At 67.8% G+C, this 21,919-nt stretch carries 22 protein-coding genes and 1 pseudogene; 12 read left to right on the top strand and 11 right to left on the bottom strand.

Features of this window, described 5'->3' with window-relative positions:
* From cysD to ACWDN5_RS38860, 3 genes are all read left to right on the top strand, one after another.
* A partial coding sequence (cysD, locus tag ACWDN5_RS38870; RefSeq protein WP_449679800.1) for a sulfate adenylyltransferase subunit CysD occupies positions 1-475 on the top strand: 475 nt, incomplete at its 5' end.
* Positions 475-2,286, top strand: coding sequence for an adenylyl-sulfate kinase (cysC, locus tag ACWDN5_RS38865; RefSeq protein WP_449679799.1), 1,812 nt, complete (start codon positions 475-477; stop codon positions 2,284-2,286). The genes cysD and cysC, both read left to right, overlap by 1 nt.
* A 34-nt stretch (positions 2,287-2,320) precedes the next feature.
* Entirely contained in the window at positions 2,321-2,692 is a 372-nt protein-coding gene (locus tag ACWDN5_RS38860) for a VOC family protein (RefSeq protein WP_449679798.1), read from the top strand.
* 3 nt (positions 2,693-2,695) lie between these two features.
* Here ACWDN5_RS38860 and ACWDN5_RS38855 read toward each other — a convergent pair.
* The 3 genes and pseudogenes from ACWDN5_RS38855 to ACWDN5_RS38845 form a co-directional block, all read right to left on the bottom strand.
* A pseudogene (locus ACWDN5_RS38855) lies at positions 2,696-3,399 on the bottom strand (class I SAM-dependent methyltransferase).
* Between the two features lie 121 nt (positions 3,400-3,520).
* On the bottom strand, positions 3,521-3,673 hold the full coding sequence (locus tag ACWDN5_RS38850; RefSeq protein WP_449679797.1) for a hypothetical protein: 153 nt from the start codon (positions 3,671-3,673) through the stop codon (positions 3,521-3,523).
* 23 nt (positions 3,674-3,696) lie between these two features.
* Positions 3,697-4,230, bottom strand: coding sequence for a snapalysin family zinc-dependent metalloprotease (locus ACWDN5_RS38845; protein ID WP_449679796.1), 534 nt, complete (start codon positions 4,228-4,230; stop codon positions 3,697-3,699).
* A 316-nt stretch (positions 4,231-4,546) separates the two neighbouring features.
* On the opposite strand from ACWDN5_RS38845, the gene ACWDN5_RS38840 reads away from it, so the two are divergent.
* Both ACWDN5_RS38840 and ACWDN5_RS38835 read left to right on the top strand, forming a co-directional pair.
* A complete protein-coding gene (locus tag ACWDN5_RS38840; RefSeq protein ID WP_449679795.1) occupies positions 4,547-4,702 on the top strand; it encodes a hypothetical protein in 156 nt (51 codons plus the stop codon).
* 175 nt (positions 4,703-4,877) lie between these two features.
* Positions 4,878-8,027 (top strand): NACHT domain-containing protein, encoded by a 3,150-nt coding sequence (locus ACWDN5_RS38835; RefSeq protein WP_449679794.1) that lies wholly within the window; start codon positions 4,878-4,880, stop codon positions 8,025-8,027.
* A gap of 37 nt (positions 8,028-8,064) precedes the next feature.
* Here ACWDN5_RS38835 and ACWDN5_RS38830 read toward each other — a convergent pair whose 3' ends face one another.
* On the bottom strand, positions 8,065-8,397 hold the full coding sequence (locus ACWDN5_RS38830; RefSeq protein ID WP_449679793.1) for a YnfA family protein: 333 nt from the start codon (positions 8,395-8,397) through the stop codon (positions 8,065-8,067).
* An 18-nt stretch (positions 8,398-8,415) separates the two neighbouring features.
* Here ACWDN5_RS38830 and ACWDN5_RS38825 point away from each other — a divergent pair, with 18 nt between their 5' ends.
* Positions 8,416-9,189, top strand: a complete 774-nt coding sequence (locus ACWDN5_RS38825; RefSeq protein ID WP_449679792.1) for a DUF4184 family protein — start codon at positions 8,416-8,418, stop codon at positions 9,187-9,189.
* 1 nt (position 9,190) lies between these two features.
* Here ACWDN5_RS38825 and ACWDN5_RS38820 read toward each other — a convergent pair whose 3' ends face one another.
* From ACWDN5_RS38820 to ACWDN5_RS38790, 7 genes are read right to left on the bottom strand one after another with little or no spacing between them, the layout of a single operon-like run.
* Entirely contained in the window at positions 9,191-9,586 is a 396-nt protein-coding gene (locus ACWDN5_RS38820) for a metal-sulfur cluster assembly factor (protein WP_310975179.1), read from the bottom strand.
* On the bottom strand, positions 9,583-10,032 hold the full coding sequence (sufU, locus tag ACWDN5_RS38815) for a Fe-S cluster assembly sulfur transfer protein SufU (protein WP_449679791.1): 450 nt from the start codon (positions 10,030-10,032) through the stop codon (positions 9,583-9,585). The genes ACWDN5_RS38820 and sufU overlap by 4 nt, the downstream gene beginning before the upstream one ends.
* Entirely contained in the window at positions 10,029-11,318 is a 1,290-nt protein-coding gene (locus tag ACWDN5_RS38810; RefSeq protein ID WP_310975176.1) for a cysteine desulfurase, read from the bottom strand. The genes sufU and ACWDN5_RS38810 overlap by 4 nt, the downstream gene beginning before the upstream one ends.
* Before the next feature lie 38 nt (positions 11,319-11,356).
* The gene (gene sufC, locus ACWDN5_RS38805) at positions 11,357-12,127 is read right to left on the bottom strand and encodes a Fe-S cluster assembly ATPase SufC (protein WP_310975175.1); all 771 of its coding nucleotides are present in this window, start codon (positions 12,125-12,127) and stop codon (positions 11,357-11,359) included.
* A 29-nt stretch (positions 12,128-12,156) separates the two neighbouring features.
* The gene (gene sufD / locus ACWDN5_RS38800; protein ID WP_449679790.1) at positions 12,157-13,329 is read right to left on the bottom strand and encodes a Fe-S cluster assembly protein SufD; all 1,173 of its coding nucleotides are present in this window, start codon (positions 13,327-13,329) and stop codon (positions 12,157-12,159) included.
* Positions 13,330-13,331: 2 nt separating this feature from the next.
* Positions 13,332-14,780, bottom strand: coding sequence for a Fe-S cluster assembly protein SufB (sufB, locus tag ACWDN5_RS38795; protein ID WP_310975173.1), 1,449 nt, complete (start codon positions 14,778-14,780; stop codon positions 13,332-13,334).
* Positions 14,777-15,556 carry a helix-turn-helix transcriptional regulator gene (locus tag ACWDN5_RS38790; RefSeq protein WP_310975241.1) on the bottom strand — a complete coding sequence of 260 codons (780 nt, stop codon included), beginning with the start codon at positions 15,554-15,556 and terminating at the stop codon, positions 14,777-14,779. The genes sufB and ACWDN5_RS38790 overlap by 4 nt, the downstream gene beginning before the upstream one ends.
* 159 nt (positions 15,557-15,715) lie before the next feature.
* Here ACWDN5_RS38790 and mptB point away from each other — a divergent pair, with 159 nt between their 5' ends.
* From mptB to ACWDN5_RS38760, 6 genes are all read left to right on the top strand, one after another.
* The gene (mptB, locus tag ACWDN5_RS38785; protein ID WP_310975240.1) at positions 15,716-17,347 is read left to right on the top strand and encodes a polyprenol phosphomannose-dependent alpha 1,6 mannosyltransferase MptB; all 1,632 of its coding nucleotides are present in this window, start codon (positions 15,716-15,718) and stop codon (positions 17,345-17,347) included.
* Positions 17,348-17,353: 6 nt separating this feature from the next.
* On the top strand, positions 17,354-18,280 hold the full coding sequence (locus ACWDN5_RS38780; RefSeq protein ID WP_449679789.1) for an ABC transporter ATP-binding protein: 927 nt from the start codon (positions 17,354-17,356) through the stop codon (positions 18,278-18,280).
* A complete protein-coding gene (locus ACWDN5_RS38775; protein ID WP_449679788.1) occupies positions 18,277-19,059 on the top strand; it encodes an ABC transporter permease in 783 nt (260 codons plus the stop codon). The genes ACWDN5_RS38780 and ACWDN5_RS38775 overlap by 4 nt, the downstream gene beginning before the upstream one ends.
* A gap of 102 nt (positions 19,060-19,161) precedes the next feature.
* Complete coding sequence (locus ACWDN5_RS38770) at positions 19,162-20,127, top strand: COX15/CtaA family protein (protein WP_310975169.1); 966 nt, start codon at positions 19,162-19,164, stop codon at positions 20,125-20,127.
* Positions 20,128-20,190: 63 nt separating this feature from the next.
* Complete coding sequence (locus ACWDN5_RS38765; protein ID WP_310975167.1) at positions 20,191-21,108, top strand: acyl-CoA desaturase; 918 nt, start codon at positions 20,191-20,193, stop codon at positions 21,106-21,108.
* A 62-nt stretch (positions 21,109-21,170) separates the two neighbouring features.
* On the top strand, positions 21,171-21,919 hold a 749-nt coding region (locus ACWDN5_RS38760; RefSeq protein ID WP_449679787.1), incomplete at its 3' end, for an IS982 family transposase.

The following is a 21,919-nucleotide window of genomic DNA, read 5'->3' as shown; positions in this document are numbered from 1 at the left end:
ACCCGGTGAGCACGGCATAGGCCCAGGCCAGCACGGTGGTCCGCCGCACCCGGTCGACCCGGAGCTGTGGAACCTGTACAACGGGCGGCACCGCCGCGGCGAGCACATCCGCGTCTTCCCGCTGTCGAACTGGACCGAGCTGGACATCTGGCAGTACATCCGGGACGAGCGGATCGCGCTGCCACCGCTGTACTTCGCGCACAAACGCCCGGTCGTGCAGCGCGACGGCATGCTGCTGGCGGCCACCCGCTTTCTGTCCCTTGTGGATGGTGAGACGCCGTACGAGGCGACCGTGCGCTTCCGGACCGTCGGCGACGCCACCTGCACCGGCTGCGTCGAGTCCTCGGCGACGACACCGTCCGAAGTGGTCGCCGAGGTGGCCGCCACCCGCGTCACCGAACGCGGTGCCACCCGGGCCGACGACCGCATCTCCGAAGCCGGCATGGAAGACCGCAAGCGAGAGGGCTACTTCTGATGCAGCTGCTGCGGATCGCCACCGCCGGCAGCGTGGACGACGGCAAGTCCACGCTGATCGGGCGGCTGCTGTTCGATTCGAAGGCGATCTTCACCGACCAGCTCGCCGCCGTCGAACGCGCCAGCCGGGACCGCGGCGAGGACTACCCGGACCTCGCGCTGCTCACCGACGGGCTGCGGGCCGAGCGCGAGCAGGGCATCACGATCGACGTCGCCCACCGCTACTTCGCCACGCCCAGGCGGAAGTTCATCATCGCGGACACGCCGGGGCACCTGCAGTACACGCGGAACATGGTGACCGGCGCGTCCACCGCCGACCTGGCGCTGATCCTGGTCGACGCACGCAAGGGCGTCCTGGAACAGTCGCGGCGGCACGCGTTCCTGGCGTCGTTGCTCGGCATCGGGCACCTCGTGGTGTGCGTGAACAAGATGGACCTCGTCGACTGGTCTCAGGAGAGGTTCGACGAAATCCGCGAGGACTTCCGCCGGTTCGCGATGAAGCTCGACGTCGCCGACCTCACGTTCGTGCCGGTTTCGGCACTGCACGGCGACAACGTCGTCCACCGCAGCGCCAGCATGCCGTGGTATGAGGGCACTTCGCTGCTGCACCAGCTGGAGGAGGTGCACGTTGCTTCCGACCGCAACCTGATCGACGCGCGGTTCCCGGTGCAGTACGTCATCCGGCGGTCCGACTTCCGCGGCTACGCGGGCACCATCGCCGGCGGGGTGTTCAAGCCGGGCGACGAGGTCGTGGCGCTGCCCTCGGGGTTCACGTCGAAGGTGCGCGCGGTCTGGGGCCCGGGCGGGCAGCCCCTGGACGAGGCGTTCACCGGCCAGGCGGTGGCCGTGGAGCTGGCCGACGACCTCGACCTCGGCCGCGGGGCCATGCTGTGCCGCCCCGGCAACCGGGCGGAGTCGGCCCGCGAGGTGGACGCCCTGGTCTGCTGGTTCTCCGAGCGCGCGGCGCTGACGCCGGGCGCGACGTACGCGGTGCGCCACACGACCACCGAGACGCGGGGCACGGTGGAGCGGCTGGAGTACCGCCTCGACGTCACCACCCTGCACCGCGACGAGACGGCGGAAGCGCTGTCCCTGAACGACATCGGCCGCATCCGGCTGCGCACGCGGTCGCCGCTGCTGTTCGACCCGTACCGCCGCAACCGGGCGACCGGCGGCTTCCTGCTGGTCGACGAGCACACCGGCGACACGGTCGCGGCGGGCATGATCACCGGCGCGGTCGCCTCCCCGGTCGTCTGGCACACGGCGGCGGTGCGGCGCGAAGACCGCCCGACGCGTGGCGCTACGGTGTGGCTGACCGGGCTTTCGGCGTCGGGCAAGTCGTCGGTGGCGGTCGAGCTGGAGCGCCGGTTGGTCGCGGCGGGCCGCCCGGCGTACCTGCTCGACGGCGACAACCTGCGGCACGGGCTGAACGCCGGTCTCGGGTTCAGCCCCGAGGACCGCGCGGAGAACGTCCGGCGGGTGGCCGAGGTGGCCCGGCTGTTCGCGGACGCGGGCGTGGTCGCGATCGCGTCGCTGATCAGCCCGTACGAGGCCGACCGCGCCCGGGCACGGACGATCCACGACGGGCTGCCGTTCGTGGAGGTCTTCGTCGACACGCCCCTGGAGGTCTGCGAAGCCCGCGATCCGAAGGGGATGTACGCGAAGGCGCGCGCCGGGGAGATCACCGGGTTCACCGGCATCGACGCCCCCTACGAGCGGCCGTCGTCGCCGGACCTGGTGCTGCGCCCGGGCGACGGCGACCCGGCGGCGATGGCGGCGGCGATCCAGGCCCTGCTCGACGAGCTCGGCTGAAATCCCCTTGCCCGCACCGCCTAGGGTGGGCCTCATGACGACGGTCAGGCAGGTCCAGATCACCTTCGACTGCGCGGATCCGGAGCGCGTCGCCCGGTTCTGGTGCGAGGTGCTCGGGTACGAGCTCCACAACAGCGGCGTCGCCTGCAGCGACCCCACCGGGGTGGGCCCGCGGCTGTACTTCCAGCAGGTGCCCGAAGGCAAGGTCGTCAAGAACCGCGTGCACCTCGACGTCCGGGTCGGCACCGGGCTCGTCGGCGAGGAGCGGCTCGCCGCCCTCGAGGCCGAGTGCGCGCGGCTGGAGAAGCTCGGCGCGGTCCGCGGGCAGCTCCTGCTCGCCGACGAGGAAAACGAATCGTGCCAGAACATGCAGGACATCGAGGGCAACGAGTTCTGCCTCGACTGACGCCTACTCGGCTTCCAGGACGAAGAACAGGAAGCTCGGGAAGGTGTCGAGGATTTCGAAGTCGCCGGGGAAGAGCTCGCGGGCGGCCGGGGTGGGGTGCGGTTCGCTGATGACGGCGATCCGGAAACCGGCCGCGGTGAAGGCGTCCGTCATCGCGTGCAGGGGCTTTTCCAGAACGTCATCCGCGCTTTTTCGCCGTGCAGCTCGAACTCGTCGGTCCAGGTGTACTGCTCGAAGTAGTCCGGCCGCGGGCCCTCGTGGCGATGGGTCAGGTTGACCATCATCGGGTGGTTGACCGAGGCGATCAGCCGGCCGCCGGGCTTGAGCACGCGCCGGAATTCGGCGAGCACCGGGCCCCAGTCCCGCAGGTAGTGCAGCACCAGCGACGCCACGACGTCGTCGAACTCCGCGTCGGGGAACGGGAGCGGGTCGGCCAGGTCGGCGACCCGCAGGTCCGCGTCCGCGCCCAGCAGCGTTTTCGCGTGCGCTAGCATGCCGGGGCTCTGGTCGAACCCGCTGACGACCGCGCCCTTCGCCCGCAGCTCGGCGAACAGCGGCCCCGAGCCGCACCCGGCGTCGAGGATCCGGCGGCCCGCCACGTCACCGGCGAGCGCGAGGGTCGCGGGCCGCTCGTAGTAGGCGTTCATCAGGCTGGCGTCGTTCTCGGCCGTGTAGGCCGCGGCGAACTCGTCGTAGGCGGCAGTCATGCGGACCATGGTGCCCGAATCAGCGGGACGGTGCCACGAAGCCCGGGCCGTCTCCACAGTGGCCAGCCCATCGGCCAGCCGCGACGATCTCCTCGACCGGGCCCGCTTACGGTAGACCCGCTCAGTCGTCGCTCTCGGCGGGGGTGGCCACGGTGCGCCGGAAGTGGCTGAAGATGACCGGCGTCCGGACGTGGTGCAGTGCTCGGGGCGCGATGGTCATCGCCGGGGTGACGCTCGAGCTGCTCCGAAGGAAGGACGAAGGTGCTTCCGGCACACCGTAGGCCACCTCGAACCGAGTCACTGAGCGGTGCGGAGCTCCGCCGTTTCGGCCACCAATCCGTTCACCCACAACGACTGCACCTTCGCCGCCTCAGCTGCCGAAGGCTTGGCGTTCTTGCAGACCGTTCCCGGGCCGTGGCCCGACATCAGCTCCGTGCAGGGTCCACTGTAGTGGTCCGGCAGCCCGAGGTTGTGCCCGAGCTCGTGCGCCGCGATCCGCGTCGGGTCGTAGCCCTCCGCCACCTGGCTCGTGTCCAGGTAGATCTGGCCGCGGCCGTGGCCGTCCGTGTTCGTGTACGAGCCGCCGCTGTGCACCTCGTGGAACACGATCGTCGCCCCCATGCTTCGCTTGACGAGCTTCACGTCCGTGACCGCCGCGTTCCAGTTGGCCGCGCCCTGATCGATCTGGGTCAGGTAGTCCGGGGCGCCCGACGAGCTGTAGTACAGCGTCGTGACCGCGGCCGCCGAGGCGGCCGGGGCGGTGGCCAGGCCCAGTGCCAGCGGGGCTCCGATGGCCAGAGCGACCACCCGTCCCGTCACGCGTCCGTTCATCGTGTCTCCTTTGTCTGATTAAGAGAGCACTTCACCATGGTTCGCGCGATCAGGTTAGAAGGCCACCACCGGCCCGGCCACGGCCGAAAGTCGTTCCCCCAACGCGTGAGATACCCCGCCCTCCACCTCGTGACCCACCGGACTGCACCACCGTGGTCTGCTCGGCGACGACAAAGGAGACCGGCGCGTTCGCCGTCAATGAGGTGGGCGCCAGGCTGCGGCCGGGCCCGCTGGGCCGCACACAGCGGCCGGCGAACTGACGGCGCTGCGCCGCATCGACCGGATCGGCGCGGCGCTGGAGGAGGATGAGTTACCGGTGAACGTCCGGCTGTTCTCCAACGAACGCGACCGCGATGTCGTCATCGACCTGATCCACGAGGCTTTGCTGGTCTTTCTCGGCGCGGCGACCGTCCTGACCGGCAGTGGGCCCGCAGCGGCTTTCGCCACGTTCCGGCGTTCCGGGCGACAGTAGCCGCATCGAACTCCCCCACACCTTCGGTCTCGACCAAGATTGCTCCGTTCAGCGGTGACGGTAAGAAACCTCGGACCTCAAAGCTGTCCGTTGGATTGATGAACGCCACAGCTTCCACGGCTTTGTAACACTGCAGCACATTCGAGCGACTCGCGTGATGAGCGACGGAGGTAGCATGGACCCCATTAGCCCTGGCATCATCTCAGGCCTCGTGGTTCGTGCGCTCGGCGGAGGCGCTGGAGCCATCTCCCGCTCGATCATGACCAGACGCAAGCGCGAAGTCGAGTCTGCCCTAGTTACACTTGAAACCTCGGCCAAGCCTTTCATCTTGTCCGCCCTAGCGGAGCTGACCGAACAGTTGTCCACATCGGAAATCAACGGTATTTCTAATTTTTTGAAAAGCCCAGAAGCCGACGTGGCAGTTCGAGGCATAGCGGTTTCAATACTTGCCAAAGGGTACGATCGCACGGAGGCGGACCACAAGGAACTGTTCAGCACATTACTGCAGCTCACCGGCAATCTGTCCGCGCCGTCCGCCGAAGCAAGCGCGCTACCATTGGTGAAGATTGTCGCACGCACGCTTCACGAAGCATCCAATAAGGTATTCCAGTCCAATCCAAGACTTCACGGAGAACTGGCCGATCGAGCAGTCAGCGACAAGAACTCCGGGGTCTTGACGCGAGCAGCTGCACGAAACGTGCGCTTTCTCCAGTTCGAATCTGTTGACCTCATCAAGGTCAAACAGTTCATCGAGGCGTACCGACCCGCATTGAGCAACCGCACGAACGAGCTCGTGCCGGCCTACTTCGACGTGCAAACCAGAGTACCCATCAATCCACATTATGTAGTCCCTCGATTCGAAAGAAGAATCGGAGGACGAACAGATTCGCGATTCTACCCGGCCAATAGTGCATTAACATTCACGCAGATGATTTCTTCCGCCTACCGCACGGTCATCCTGGGCGACCCAGGCGCGGGAAAATCAACCCTGACCCAGAAACTTGCCTACGAGTTCTCTCGGAACGACGGTAATTCCTATGGCAACGCAGTGCCGTTCATCGTTACGATGCGCTCCTACGAGGAGGCCAAGCGAGCCAGAGGATGCTCTCTGATAGAATTTTTAGCGAGACACCTGAACGAATCATATCATTTGATAGTCAAACCTGAGATTTTGGAATACATCTTCTTGAGCGGTCGCGGCTTGGTGATGTTCGATGGACTGGATGAACTGATCGACGTGACTCGCCGCCGCGAGATGGTCTCGATAATCGAGAATTTCTCCAATCTTTACACAGCTACCACGATAATCGTGACGTCGCGAACCGTCGGATACGACGAAGCCCCGGTAAGCCCCAAGAACTTCTCCACACTATGCTTGATGAACTTCTCCGACACAGACGTCGCCGAGTATGCGAAGAACTGGTTTTCGATTGACAAGAATTTAACGAAAGACGAGCACAGGGGACTGACTTCATCGTTCTTGCACGAGTCTCAGTCCGTTGCAGACATACGACAAAACGCTCTCATGCTGGGACTGCTGTGCAACGTGTATCGCGGCATCAGAACAATTCCGGAAGACCGCGCTGATCTATATGAAAAATGCGCAGAGATGCTTTTCGAAAGATGGGATGCTGGACGCGGGGTGTCAAGCAGCCGACCTCTGAGAGCGGACGCCAAAGCTGCGCTTCAGGACGTAGCACTCTGGGCATATACGTCGACCGACCACGCCAAAGGGATTCCTCGAAGCACCTTGAAGCGTCGCCTTACACGGTTTTGGCAGCGTAGGTACGAAAATATTGAAGACGCAGAAACGGCAGCGACAAAACTGCTTAAGCTCTGGAGCGGGCGAACCTGGATACTTACGGATGTCGGCACATCCGAATCAAAACGGGAAGAGATCTACAAATTCACACATCGAACTTTCCTTGAATATTTCGCAGCTTGTGAACTCGTCAAGTGCAACCCCTCACCGGTAAAGCTGTGGAAGCAACTGGCACCCAGGCTATACGAGGGCAGTTGGGACATAGTCAGCCAGTTGGCCATCCAAAAGCTGGACGGCAGCTACAGTGACGCCGCCGACAAGACTGTTAATCTTTTGCTCGACAGCCTCACGCAAGTGAACATATTTACAAGAACAAACCTCCTCTCATTCGCATCTCGAAATCTTGACGGTCTCTATATCAAGACAACGACTTGCCGACGACTAGTCCGGGCTTGCATCGATCTTTTCCTCGAAGGAATACCGTCCATGTCCGAGATGCCCTCTTTCATGGCATACGAGGACGAAACGCAGCAAGACTTCGATCGCCGCCACAGCATCGGGCACCAAGGCGACGATGAAGAGTGGCGAATCTTTGGTCCGCCACATGTATTCGAGCCCCTTTTCAGAATGATATCTTTTGAGGGAACCTTGAAGTCGGTCGTACCTTTGGAAGTGGTCAGCTACTCCAAGACACTTCTTCACCACCCATCAGCCGAGATCGGAGCACGAGCGTTTCTGCTCATTGCCTCGCTGAAGGCTCTTCCCGAGCTCGCCGCTGAACATTCGAAGACATTTTCGCCCGAGCAAGTGGCGGACAGCTACAAGTTCGACTGGCACGAAGAAGTCGAGGTGGCCAATCTGGTAAGCGAAAGAGTGAAGTACTGGTCAGCAGTCAGCTTCTGGGTTCCAATCATGGCCGCTCGCTCGCGTCTCATCTCCCTGGTCGAGCTCCTCAAATATGCGAGCGTAGACGCTCTGGTGTGCACAACTTCTCCCTTCCCGGACGCCACCAAGGATTTTCGCTGGCCCGCCTTCGCGGAAACGATACTCCGCGGCTACCTCGGCTTCAGCGCCATAGCGGACAGCGAAGGCTATTCATCCGACGACATCAAAAATTGCCTGAAACTCATCGGTGAAAGCCTATCTGAGCAGGATTTCTGGTTCAGGCTTGACTCGGAATGGGGAACGCGAAGCGATCTCGAGGATCTCATTCTTAAGTCGGTCTTCATGGAGCCGGAAGACGGCAGTTCCGGATACTCAGCGCATGAGGTGGGCAACAAGGAAAGCTACCTACTGGAAGACATCAACGCCTCCTTGGGCGCCGCATTCTTACTGTGCTACTACATAGAAACCGAAGACTGGATCATCTCCGACTACAGCGCAGATCAAGTCGCTTCACTCCGACTGGGTCCACTCGATGCACTTGAAGCTGTGTTCATCGCGCGAATGAACTTCGTTTTTATCGACGAAGCCGAAACCGCACTGTCCAAGTCGAATTTGGATCCAAAGCAAAAAGAGATTCTTCTCAAATGGGTAAAGAAGCAACTGAAGGTGGCGGCTTGACCAGGTCGCGAGGGCCGTTAGGCGTATGACTCATGCCTTACCCCGCCCGAGGCGCGTACATGATCACCGCGACCCCCGCGAGGCACAGCAGCGCGCCGAGCACGTCGTAGCGGTCCGGCCGGTAACCGTCCGCCACCATCCCCCACGCCAGCGACCCCGCGACGAACACGCCGCCGTACGCGGCGAGGATGCGGCCGAAGTGGGCGTCCGGCTGGAGTGTCGCCACGAAGCCGTACACACCCAGGGCCAGCACTCCCCCGCCGATCCACAGCCAGCCTCGGTGTTCGCGGACGCCCTGCCAGACCAGCCACGCTCCGCCGATCTCGCACACCGCCGCCGCGAGGAACAGGACGATCGACCGGAGGACCACCCCGGGATACTAGCTCCCGTGCCGTTCACGCTCAGTCATCCCGCCGCCGTGCTGCCCCTGGCGAGGCGGCCGCTGGCGCCCTCGGCGCTCGTCGCCGGGTCGGTCGCGCCGGACGTCTTCTGGTTCGTCCCGCGGCCGCTGCCCGATATCGGCCTGAGCAAGACCCACGAATTCGCCTCGGCCCTCTGGCTCGACCCGCTCATCGCCCTGCTCCTGCTGGCCGTGTTCCACGTCCTCCTCAAGCGGCCGCTGCTGGCGCTGGCGCCCGAGCCCCTCGCCGAACGGCTCCCGCGCCACTTCAACTGGCGGCCCGGCTGGATCGCGCTGTCGCTCGTCCTCGGCGCGCTCACACACGTCGGCTGGGACGCCTTCACGCACGAGAGCGGCGGGTTCGCCTTCCTGCGGATCCCGCTCGTCACCGGCGTCGACGTCGGACGCCTGATCCAGCTGGTCAGCACGATCGCCGGCGCGGCGGTCCTGGCGTGGTGGCTGGTCCGCTGGTACCACCACGCCCCGGCCCGGCCCGCACCGCCGCGCAGCCGGTACCCCACGGCCGCCACGGCCTTCCTCGTCGCCGGCGTCGTGACCGGCGTGCTCGCCGAAACCCTGCCGTTCCTGGCCGAGCACGACCCGATGACCCCCGCCGGCGTCTTCGGCAACGCCACCTACCTCGCCGTCACCGGCGCCGTCAGTGGGTTCTTCGCCGCACTCGGGCTCTACGCTGTCGCCTGGTATATGTCGTTATACGCAAAACGGGCCACCCGGAAGGGTGACCCGCTCGGCGAAGAATAACTCAGACGGTGAATCCGAGGGCGCGCAGTTGCTCGCGGCCGTCCTCGGTGATCTTCTCCGGGCCCCACGGCGGCATCCAGACCCAGTTGATCCGGAAGTCCTTGACCAGCCCGCCGCTGGTGAGCGCGGCGTTCGTCTGGTCCTCGATGACGTCGGTCAGCGGGCAGGCCGCCGAGGTCAGCGTCATGTCGAGGGTCGCGGTGTTGTCGGCCTCGACGCGGATGTCGTAGACGAGGCCGAGGTCGACGACGTTGATCCCGAGTTCCGGGTCGACGACGTCGCGCATGGCCTCTTCGACGTCCTCGATCTTGGCGAGGTCGAGGTCCTGCTTGGCGGTGGTCTCGGCGTCGAGGTCGGCGGCGGTGCGCCCCTCACGAGTGGCGGTTTCTTCAGTCATGCCTTTTCAGCTCCACTGCTCGTCCGGGCGACGGCGTCCTTGAAAGCCATCCAGCCGAGGAGGGCGCACTTCACGCGGGCGGGGTACTTGGCGACGCCCGCGAAGGCGACCCCGTCCTCCAGCACGTCCTCGTCCGGCTCGACCTTTCCCTTGCCCTGCATCAGTTCCACGAAGGCGTCCATGGTGGTGAACGCCTCCTCGATCGTGTGGCCGACGACGAGGTCGGTCAGCACCGACGTCGAGGCCTGGCTGATCGAGCAGCCCTGGCCGTCGTAGGAGACGTCGGCGACCTTCCCGTCCTCGACCTTGACCCGCAGCGTCACCTCGTCGCCGCAGGTCGGGTTGACCTGGAACGACTCGGCGTCGAACGGGTCACGCAGGCCGCGCCCGTGCGGGTTCTTGTAGTGGTCCAGGATGATCTCCTGGTACATGCTCTCCAGGTTCACTGCCCCACCCCGAAGAACTTCTGCGCCTCGCGGATGCCCGCGACGAGGGCGTCCACTTCGGACAGGTCGTTGTACAGGTAGAACGACGCCCGCACGGTGGCCTGCGCGTGGCAGGCCCGGTGCAGCGGCCACGCGCAGTGGTGGCCGACCCGGACGGCGATGCCGAGGCTGTCGAGCACCTGGCCGGCGTCGTGCGGGTGCACGCCGTCGATCACGAACGACACGGTCGCGCCGCGGTCCGCCAGGTCGGTCGGCCCGATGATCCGGACACCCGGGATCGCGCCGATGCCTTCCAGCGCCGCCGCGGCCAGTTCCTTCTCGTGCGCGGCGATGCGGTCCATGCCGACGGCCGAGAGGTAGTCCACGGCCGCGCCGAGGCCGATGGCCTGCGACGTCATCGGGACGCCGGCCTCGAACCGCTGCGGCGGCGGCGCGAAGGTCGAGCCCTCCATCCGGACCATCTCGATCATCGACCCGCCGGTGAGGAACGGCGGCATGGCCGACAGCAGCTCGGTGCGCCCGTAGAGGACGCCGATGCCGGACGGGCCGAGCATCTTGTGCCCGGAGAACGCGGCGAAGTCGACGCCGAGCTCGTGGAAGCTCACCGGGAAGTGCGGCACCGACTGGCAGGCGTCCAGCACGGTGAACGCGCCGACCGCCTTCGCCTTCTCGACCAGCAGCGAGACCGGGTTGACCGTGCCGAGCACGTTCGACTGGTGCGCGAACGCGACCACCTTGGTGCGCGGCGTGATCAGTTCGTCCACATCGGACAGGTCGAGCCGGCCCTCCGGCGTGACCTTGAACCACTTCAGCGTCGCGCCGGTGCGCTGGCACAGCTGCTGCCACGGCACGAGGTTCGCGTGGTGCTCCATCTCGGTGACGACGATCTCGTCACCCGGGCCGACGACGAACCGCGCGGCTTCCGGGCCCGCGGTGGCGGCGTTGCCGAACGAGTAGGCGACCAGGTTGATGCCCTCGGTGGCGTTCTTGGTGAACACCAGTTCCTCGGGGTCGGCGCCGACGAATTCGGCGATCTTCGCCCGCGCGGACTCGTAGGCGTCGGTCGCTTCTTCGGACAGCTGGTGCGCACCGCGGTGGACGGCCGCGTTCGACGTCTCGACGTAGTGCCGTTCGGCGTCGAGCACGGCCGCCGGGCGTTGCGACGTCGCCCCGGAGTCCAGGTACACCAAGGGTTTCCCGTCGCGGACGGTGCGCGACAGGATGGGGAAGTCGGCCCGCAGGCCAGCCACGTCGAGTGGCAAAGAACCGGCCGAGGTGGTGGTCATCGGGCCGACTCCTCTCTTCTCGGTGTAACGGAACGGGGTCAGACCGCGGCGGGCTCGGTCTTGCCGGTGTACTTCACGTACCCGTTCTCCTCCAGCTCGTCCGCGAGCTCCTTGCCGCCCGACTCGACGATCTTGCCGTCGGCGAAGACGTGCACGAAGTCCGGCGTGATGTACCGCAGGATCCGGGTGTAGTGCGTGATCAGCATGACGCCGACCTCGCTCGAAGCCTTGTGCGCGTTCACGCCCTCGGAGACGACGCGCAGGGCGTCGACGTCGAGGCCGGAGTCGGTCTCGTCGAGGATGGCGAACTTCGGCTTGAGCAGCGCCAGCTGCAGGATCTCGTGGCGCTTCTTCTCGCCGCCGGAGAAGCCCTCGTTGACCGAGCGCTCGGCGAACTCCTGCGAGATCTCGAGCTTGCCCATCTCCTCCTTGACCTCCTTGACCCAGTGGCGCAGCTTGGGGGCCTCGCCACGGACCGCGGTGGCCGCGGTGCGGAGGAAGTTGGACATGGACACGCCGGGCACCTCGACCGGGTACTGCATGGCCAGGAACAGGCCGGCGCGGGCGCGCTCGTCGACGCTCATCTCGAGCACGTTCTCACCGTCGAGCAGGACCTCGCCCGAGGTGACCTCGTACTTGGGGTGACCGGCGATCGCGTAGGACAGCGTGGACTTGCCCGAGCCGTTCGGGCCCATGATCGCGTGCGTCTCGCCCGACTTGATGGTCAGGTTGACGCCCTTGAGGATCTCCTTGGCGCCCTCGTCGGTCGTGACCGAGGCGTGGAGGTCCTTGATTTCCAGGGTAGCCATTTCTTCGTTTCCTAAGTCAGAGAGGGCGGTCAGGCACCGACGGCTTCGAGCTCGGCCTCGATCGCGGCTTCGAGGCGCTCGCGCACCTCGGGGACGTCGATCTTGACCAGGATCTCGTGGAAGAACCCGCGCACGACCAGGCGCCGCGCGGCTTCTTCGGCGATTCCGCGCGACTGGAGGTAGAACAACTGCTCGTCGTCGAACCTTCCCGTCGCGCTCGCGTGGCCGGCACCTTCGATCTCGCCGGTCTCGATCTCGAGGTTCGGCACCGAGTCCGCGCGCGCCCCGGGGGTGAGCACCAGGTTGCGGTTGAGCTCGTAGGTGTCGGTGGCCTCGGCGGCCGCGCGGATCAGGACGTCGCCGATCCACACCGTGTGCGCGTCGTCGCCCTGCAGGGCGCCCTTGTACATCACGCGCGACTTGCAGTTCGGCACCGCGTGGTCGACGAAGAGGCGGTGCTCCTGGTGCTGGCCCCGGTCCGCGAAGTAGACGCCGAGCATCTCGACGTCGCCGCCCTTGTCGGCGAAGGTCGCCGTCGGCGAGACGCGGACCAGGTCACCGCCCAGGGTGATCACGGTGTGCCGCAGCGCGGCGTCGCGGCCCAGCTTCAGGTGCTGCTCGGAGACGTGCACGGCGTCGTCGGCCCAGTCCTGGACGCTGACCACGGTGACCTTGGCGCCGTCGCCGATGACGAACTCGACGTTGTCGGCGTAGGTGCCGGAGCCGACGTGGTCGAGCACGATGACGGCTTCGGCGAACGCCTCGGCGCGGACCTGCAGGTGCCCGTAGGCGACCTGGCCCTCGCCCGGGCCGTGGATCCGCAGCACGGACGGCTTCGACGCCTTCGTCTCCTTCGGCACCGTCACGACGGTGGCCTTGGTGAAGGACGAGTACGCCTGCGCGGCGATCCGGTCGCTCGGGACGCCGGCGGCACCGAGCCGCTCGTCGTCGCGGCCGACGGTCTCGATCTTCAGCTCGGGCGCGGCTTCGGCCTCGAGCGTGATCTCGCCGGTGGCGGTGGCGCTGCCGTCGTGCAGGCCGCGAAGGCGCTTCATCGGCGTGAAGCGCCAGTTCTCCTCACGACCGCCCGGGACCTCGAAGGCCTCGACGTCGTAGGAGGTGAAGCGCTCCGCGCGGGAGGCGGCCGGGATGACCGCCCCCTCGCGAAGAGCTTCCGAAACGTTGTTCTCGGTAACCGACATGACTAGCCGACGGACCCTTCCATCTGGAGCTCGATCAGGCGGTTCAGCTCGAGCGCGTACTCCATCGGCAGCTCACGGGCGATCGGCTCCACGAAGCCGCGCACGATCATCGCCATCGCCTCGGCCTCGTCGAGACCGCGCGACATCAGGTAGAACAGCTGGTCCTCGCTGACCTTGGACACCGTGGCCTCGTGGCCCATCGACACCTCGTCGTTGCGGATGTCCACGTACGGGTACGTGTCCGAGCGCGAGATGGTGTCCACCAGCAGCGCGTCGCAGACGACGCTGGAGCGCGAGTGGTGCGCCCGCTTCGCCACGCGGACCAGGCCGCGGTAGGAGGTGCGGCCGCCGCCGCGCGCCACCGACTTCGACACGATGGTCGAGGAGGTGTACGGCGCGAGGTGCTCCATCTTGGCGCCCGCGTCCTGGTGCTGGCCCTCGCCCGCGAACGCGACCGACAGGACCTCGCCCTTGGCGTGCTCGCCCATGAGGAACACCGACGGGTACTTCATCGTCACCTTGGAACCGATGTTGCCGTCGATCCATTCCATGGTCGCGCCCTCTTCGCACTTGGCGCGCTTGGTGACCAGGTTGTAGACGTTGTTCGACCAGTTCTGGATGGTCGTGTAGCGGCAGCGGGCGCCCTTCTTGACGATGATCTCCACGACCGCCGAGTGCAGCGAGTCGGACTGGTAGATCGGCGCCGTGCAGCCCTCGACGTAGTGCACGTACGCACCTTCGTCGACGATGATCAGGGTGCGCTCGAACTGGCCCATGTTCTCGGTGTTGATCCGGAAGTAGGCCTGCAGCGGGATCTCGACGTGCACGCCCTTCGGCACGTAGATGAACGAGCCGCCGGACCACACCGCCGTGTTCAGCGCGGAGAACTTGTTGTCACCGGCCGGGATGACCGAGCCGAAGTACTCCTGGAACAGCTCCGGGTGCTCCTTGAGCGCGGAGTCGGTGTCCAGGAACAGGACGCCCTGCTCCTCCAGGTCCTCGCGGATCTGGTGGTAGACGACCTCGGACTCGTACTGCGCGGCGACGCCGGCGACGAGGCGCTGCTTCTCCGCCTCGGGGATGCCGAGCTTGTCGTACGTGTTCTTGATGTCCTCGGGCAGGTCCTCCCAGGAGGTGGCCTGCTTCTCCGTGGACCGCACGAAGTACTTGATGTTGTCGAAGTCGATCCCGGAGAGGTCGGCCCCCCAGTTGGGCATGGGCTTCTTCTCGAAGAGCTTGAGCGCCTTCAGTCGCGCTTCGCGCATCCACTCCGGCTCGGACTTCTTCGAGGAGATGTCGGTGACGACGTCCTCGTTCAGCCCGCGACGGGCGCTGGCGCCCGCCTCGTCGGAGTCCGCCCAGCCGAACGCGTACTTGCCAAGGGACTCGATGGTCTCTTCCTGGCTCAGTGGCGCGGTGGTGGGAGTGCGCTGCTCGGCAGCGGCAGTCATGCGGGTTTCCCTCCATTCGGGATCCGTGCTGTGTGCCCCTCGGGGGACACCGTTCTGGCCGGCTCGGGATGGGCCGGCTGACCCGCCGTGACGGGTACGTGGGTGGTGCACGCGGAGTCCCCGCGTGCGATGGTCGCCAGCCGCTGGACGTGGGTGCCCAGCAGCTGCGCGAACGCCTCCGTCTCGGCCTCGCACAGCTGCGGGAACTCCGCGGCGACGTGGGCGACCGGACAGTGGTGCTGGCAGAGCTGCGCGCCCACGTTCTGACCAGGAGCCGGGGCGCCGACCTGGCGGGTCGACGCAGCGTAGCCTTCCCTGCTCAGCGCGGCCGCGAGGGCCTCCGCGCGCGTCGCCGGCTCACCCGGTTCGGTGATCGCGGCGCGGTGCGGGCCGACGAGCTTCTCGATGCGCTGCTCGGCGAAGGCGCGCACGGCGTCCTCCCCGGCGTGCTCGGCCAGGAAGCGGATCGCGGAGACGGCCAGGTCGTCGTAGGCGTGCCCGAACCGGGCGCGGCCGGGCTCGGTGAGCAGGAAGAGCTTCGCCGGACGGCCCCGGCCGCGGGGTCCGCGGCGCGGCGCGTCCCTCGTCTCGGCTTCGCCGTCCGCGAGCAGCGCGTCCAGGTGCCGCCGGACGGCGGTGGGGCTGATCCCGAGCTGCTCGGCGACCACGACGGCGGTCATGGGACCCTGTTCCAGCAGCAGCCGGGCGACCTCGTGGCGGGTCTTGCCCTCGGCGCTGACCTGCGACGGGACGTGCGGCTGCGCGGCGCGGGGCATGTCGCCGCCCGCCTGGTCACCCGCCTCCGTCTTTTTCACAACACAAGTGTGTCTTATTTCCGGGTGATCGGCAAAGGCGGGGTGTCCGGCAGTGACCCGACTCACTCGCCAGGCGACCGATACCCTGCACGCGTGGCAGTGGGCGAACAGGAACAGCAAGTGGCACGGCTCGAAACCGGGAGTGCCCACCCGGTGACGCTCTCGCCCGTCCGCCCCCGCGAACCGCTCCCCCTGGAGGCCGCCGAGCAGCGCGGGCTGAACGTCGTCCGCCGCTTCGGCACGGTCGGCTCGCTGTTCCTCGCGCTCGGCTCCCTCGGCGCCGGCGCCGCCCCGGTGATCAACCCGGTGCAGGAGATCCCGGTGCTGCGGCTGTTCACCCGGATCCCGACGGTGTCGCTGGCCATCGCCATCTCCGGGATGGGCATCCTGGTGCTGAGCTGGCTGATGCTCGGCCGGTTCGCCCAGCCCAGCCGCGCGCGGCTGGCGTCGCAGGGCCAGCTCGCGCGCACCACCGCGCTGTGGGTGCTGCCGCTGCTGGTCATCCCGCCGCTGTTCTCCCGCGACGTCTACAGCTACCTGGCGCAGAGCGAGATCGTGCACCGCGGGATGGACCCGTACGTCCTCGGCCCGGCGCAGGCGCTCGGCGTCGCCGACCCGTTCACCGCGGGCGTGTCGAACATGTGGCGCGAGACGCCGGCGCCGTACGGGCCGCTGGTGCTCCGCCTCGGCGGCTGGCTGGCGCCCCTGGCGGGCAACAGCATCGCGGTCGGCGTGCTGCTGCAGCGGGTGCTGGCGCTGGCCGGCGTGGTCCTCATCGTGTGGGCCCTGCCGCGGCTGGCGCGCCGGTTCGGCGTCCAGCCCGCGACCGCGCTGTGGCTCGGCGCGCTGAACCCGCTGCTGATCTTCCACTTCGTCGCCGGCGCCCACAACGACGCGCTCGCCGTCGGCCTGATGCTGGCCGGGCTGGAGATCGGCATCCGGCGGCTGCCGATCCGGGTGAAGGGCGACACGCCACCCCCGCTGGCCCGCGGCGAACTGCTCTACATCGGGCTCGGGGTCGCGATCATCACCCTCGGCGTCGCGGTCAAGCTGCCCGCGGTGTTCGCGCTGCCGTTCTTCGCCGTGATGGTGGCGCGGCGCTGGCACGGCCGGCTCAAGGACCTGTTCGTGGCCGGCGCCCCGATGGCGCTGTGGTTCGGCGTGGTCCTGGTCGTCGTCTGCTTCGGCACCGGCCTCGGCTTCGGCTGGGTCGGGGCGACGTTCAACACGCCCGGCCTGGTCCGCTCCTGGATCTCCCCCACCGCCGAGCTGGCCAACCTCTCCGGCGTCCTCGGCATCGCGCTCGGGCTGGGCAACCACACCGACGCGCTGGTGCCGATCCTCGGCGTGCTCGGCTACCTCGTCGCCCTGGCGATCACGTTCAAGTTCCTCTGGGACAGCTTCAAGTGGCGCTACCGGCCGATCATCGGGCTCGGCGTCGCCCTCGGCGCGGTGATGATCCTGCAGATCAACCTGCAGCCGTGGTACGTGCTGTGGGCGGTGATCCCGCTCGCCGCCGCGGCCGGGACGTCCCGCTTCCGCGTCGCGGCGACGGTGATCAGCGCGGCCCTGCCGTTCCTGCTCCCCCCGACCGGCAGCACCTTCGACGGCCGCCCGTACGTGCTGCCGTTCGCCTACGTCGCGGCGATCGTCGTCTGCGGCGGCGGGCTGCTGATCGTGCGGCGGCTGGCTCCCGTGTTGCTCGCCAAGCCGTCCCCGCGGGTGCCCGAACCGGTCGACGCCGTATCGTGACCCGATGTGAGTGTCCCTGCCGTCGAGATCAGCGGGCTGGTCAAAAGCTACGGCTCCACCCGCGCGGTCGACGGCCTCGACCTGCGGATGGAGCGCGGCACCCTGCTCGCCCTGCTCGGCCCGAACGGGGCCGGCAAGACGACCACCGTCGAGCTCTGCGAAGGCTTTTCGAAGCCTGACGCGGGCTCGGTGCGCGTGCTCGGCCTCGACCCGGTCCGCGAGTCTTCGGCGCTGCGTCCCCGCGTCGGCATCATGCCCCAGGGCGGCGGCGCGTACCCGGGTGTCCGGGCGGACGAGATGCTGCGCCTGGTGGCCTCCTGCGCGGCTTCGCCCCTGGACCCGGCGTGGCTGCTGGACGTCCTCGGCCTGACGCCGGTCCGCCGCACGCCGTTCAAGCGCCTCTCCGGCGGCCAGCAGCAGCGGCTTTCCCTGGCGTGCGCCCTGGTCGGCCGGCCGGAGCTGGTGTTCCTCGACGAGCCGACCGCGGGCATGGACCCGCAGGCCCGCCGCCTGGTGTGGGACCTGCTCTCGGCGTTGCGCGGCGACGGCGTCTCGGTGCTGCTGACCACGCACCTGATGGAAGAGGCCGAGGCGCTGGCCGACACGGTGGTGATCGTGGACCACGGCAAGGTCGTGGTGTCGGGCGCACCGCAGTCGCTGACGACGGACGAAACGGGCAGCGCGGGCCTGCGGTTCAAGGCCCGCACGCGGCTCGACACGGCGTTGCTGACCGCGGCGCTGCCGGAGGGCTACGCGGTGCGCGAGTCGGCGCCGGGCACTTACACGGTGGTCGGTTCGGTCGACCCCCAGGTGGTGTCGACGGTCACGGCGTGGTGCGCCCAGCAGGGCGTGCTGCCGGAGGAACTGCAGGTCGGCAAGCGGACCCTGGAAGAGGTCTTCCTGGAGCTGACCGGACGGGAGCTGCGGGCATGACGTTTGCTCCGGGGACGTTCACCCCGGCGCCCGGGCGGGGATCGCTGGGCCGGATGCTGCGCACGCACGCGCGCGTCGAGGTCAGCTTGACGTTGCGCCACGGCGAGCAGGTGCTGCTGACGCTGCTGATCCCGCTGGCGCTGCTGATCGGGTTGTCCCTTTTGGACATCCTCCCGGCGTCTTCGCTGGGGTCCGTGCCGCGAGTGGACTGGATCACCCCGCGCATCCTGGCGCTGGCGGTGATGTCCTCGGCGTTCACCGGCCAGGCGATCGCCCTGGGCTTCGACCGCCGTTACGGGGTGCTGAAGCGCCTCTCGGCGACGGCGTTGCCGCGGTGGCTGCTGGTGGCGGGCCGCCTGGCGGCGGCGTTGGTGGTCGTGGTGCTGCAGTCGGTGATCATCGGCGTGGTGGCGGCGTTCCTCGGCTGGTCGCCTTCGTTGGCCGGGCTCTTCTCGGCGATCTTGTTGCTGGTGCTCGGGACGCTGGCGTTCGGAGCGCTGGGCGTCCTGCTGGGCGGGGCGTTGCGGGCCGAGGCGGTCCTGGCGCTGGCGAACATCGTGTGGTTCGTCCTGCTGCTGGCGGGCGGGATCCTGCTGGCGCCGTCGTCGCTGCCTTCGGGACTGGCGCGGGTGGTGGAACTACTGCCGTCGGGAGCACTGGCGGAGGGCATGCGCGCGGCGTTGGTGGACGGTTCGTTCGCGCCCGGCCCCATGCTGGTGCTGGCCGTGTGGGCGGTGGTCGCGGGCGCGGTGGCCGCACGGACGACGAAACTCACCTGAGTCCCAGCCTTCGCGTGACCTAGGTCCCTTGCGGGCGTCTTCCCGTTCTGGGCGTCCGGACCTGCCGAAAGCGCGTTTTCCGCGCGCTCTACCATCGATGCCGTGCCGTTCACCAGCCTCGTCGCCCGTCTGCCGTTTCCCTCCGCCGCCGTGCAGCGGGCCGTCGGGATCGCCGCGGTCCTCGCGCAGGCGCTGATCGGCGTCACCGGCTCCATCGTGCGCGTCACCGGGTCCGGGCTCGGCTGCCCGACCTGGCCGCAGTGCGTGGCCGGCAGCCTCGTCCCGAAGCACGACTCCGGGATCGACGCCCTCAACCAGTGGATCGAGTTCGGCAACCGGCTCCTGACCGGCGTCGTCATCCTCATCGCCGCCGTCGCGGTCATCACGGCGTGGCGCGTGCAGATCGACCACCCGGAGCGCAAGCGCCTGGTCAAGCTGGCCTGGACGATGCCCGGCGGCGTCGTGCTGCAGGCCGTCGTCGGCGGCCTGACCGTGCTCGCGAAGCTGGAGTGGTGGACGGTCGCGATCCACTTCCTCGCGACGACCCCGCTCGTCTGGCTGGCCGTCCTCCTGCTGCGCGCGTTCCGCGAAGGCGACGAGACCCCGCGGCTGCTGGTCCCGCCGGCCGGCCGCACGATCCTGGTCCTGCTCGCCGCCGTGATGTGGCTCGTGCTCGCGGCGGGCACCACGGTGACCGGCGCCGGCCCGCACAGCGGCGACATCAACACCCACCGCCTGGACGCCCCGGTCGAGGCGCTCGCCCAGGTCCACGGCGGCCTGCTGGTGCTCTACCTGCTGCTGCTCGCGGTGTTCGGCCTCCAGTTGCTGCGCGTCGGCGCCCCCAAGAGCCTCTGGCAGCGCTACACGGTGGTCTGGGTGGTCGCCGTCGCGCAGGGCGGCCTCGGTTCGCTGCAGTACGCGCTGGGCGTGCCGGAGGCGATGGTGTCGTTCCACGTCCTGGGCGCGATGGCGGTCATCATCGCGACGGCCTCGCTGTGGGTGGGCAGCCGCGACCGCGGCCCGGTGACCTCGCTGACGGCGGCGCCGAAGGAGCTCACGGCCGCCTGACGGCAACGCGGCCTTAACTCCGCGTCGGCGTGGGTGTCCGGCTCGTGGGTTACTGTTCGCGCCATGACGTCGCGCACCGCGCCCAAGCCGCTGACCTCCCACCGCCGCGGCACCGGCGAGATGATCGTGCTCAAGACCTTCCTGCTGGTGCCGTTCGCGGCGCTCCTGATCGCGGTCCCCCTGGTGTGGGGCTGGGGCATGAGCTGGATCGACCTGATCCTCGCGGCGGCGTTCTACACGTTCGCCACGCTCGGCGTGACGGTCGGCTTCCACCGCTACTTCACCCACGGCGCGTTCAAAGCCTCGCGGCCCCTGCGGGTGGTGCTGGCGATCGCGGGCAGCATGGCGGTCCAGGGTTCGGTGATCTTCTGGGTGGCGAGCCACCGCCGCCACCACGCGTTCGCCGACCGCGAGGGCGACCCGCACTCCCCGTGGCTGTTCGGCACCTCCCCGTCGGCGCTGCTGCGCGGCTTCTGGCACGCCCACATGGGCTGGATGTTCGGCCGCGAGGTGACCAACGCGGACCGCTTCGCCCCGGACCTGGTGGCGGACTCGGACGTGCGCTGGGTCAACCGGTACTTCTGGCTGTGGATCACGGTGAGCCTGGCCCTGCCGGCCGTGCTGGGCGGGCTGCTGTCGTGGTCCTGGTGGGGCGTGGTGACGGCGTTCTTCTGGGCGGGACTGGTCCGGATCGCGTTCCTGCACCACGTGACGTGGTCGGTGAACTCGGTGTGCCACTTGATCGGGGAGAGGCCTTTTGCCAGCCGCGACAAGGCGGCGAACTTCTGGCCGCTGGCGTTGCTGTCGATGGGCGAGTCGTGGCACAACTCGCACCACGCGGATCCCACTTGCGCGCGGCACGGGGTGCTGCGGGGTCAGGTGGATGTTTCGGCTCGGGTGATCTGGGCCTTCGAGCGCTTCGGGTGGGCCACGAACGTGCGATGGCCACGGGCTGACCGGCTGGCCGCGAAGCGGGTCTAGACGAGTAATGCGTAAGTCTGGGTGGTGACCGGAGACGGACGAAGGGTGTCCAAGATCCGTTTGTGACGACAGACCTGAACACCCTTCTCACCGCACTCTACGTCAAGATCGACGACCACCTCGCCGGCAGGCGGCGGGTGGGCAGGCCGCCGAAGCTCACCGACGCCGAACTGGTCACCCTGGCCGTGGCCCAGGCGCTCCTGGGTTTCACCTCCGAGGCCCGCTGGCTGCGGTTCCTGCCCGCCCGGATGCCTGGGGCGTTCCGCTACCTGCCCGGCCAGTCCGGCTACAACCGCCGCCTGCGTGCCGCGTTACCGCTGATCAAGCTCGTCATGCGCTGGCTGGCGACCGACACCGACCTGTGGACCGACACCACCTGGATCGTCGACTCCACCCCGGTCGAGTGCGGCCGATCCCGGCCCACAGTCAAACGCTCAGAGCTGGCCGGGTGGGCCAAATACGGCTTCTGCCGCTCACACTCCCGCTGGTTCTGGGGCTTGCGTCTGCATCTGGTCTGCACCCCGGCCGGGGTGCCGGTGGCCTGGGCGCTGGCCGACCCCAAGGTCGACGAGCGGCAGGTGCTCATGGCCATCTGCGACCACGAGCCCCACCTGCTCACCGACCGTCCAGGTCTGCTGATCATCGCCGACAAGGGCTACGTCTCCCGCGAACTCGACCGTTTCCTGGCCGAGCGTGGGGTCCGGCTGATCCGGCCGTCCTACCGCAACCGCCGTCCTCATCCCGGTGAGCCGCTGCTCAAGTCCATCCGCCAGCTCATCGAGTCGGTCAACGACACCCTCAAAGGCCAGCT

The sequence above is a fragment of the Amycolatopsis sp. NPDC003731 genome, assembly GCF_053586895.1.
The sequence above is the reverse complement of the archived record's forward strand: the minus strand, read 5'-3'. Positions and strand labels throughout refer to the sequence as shown.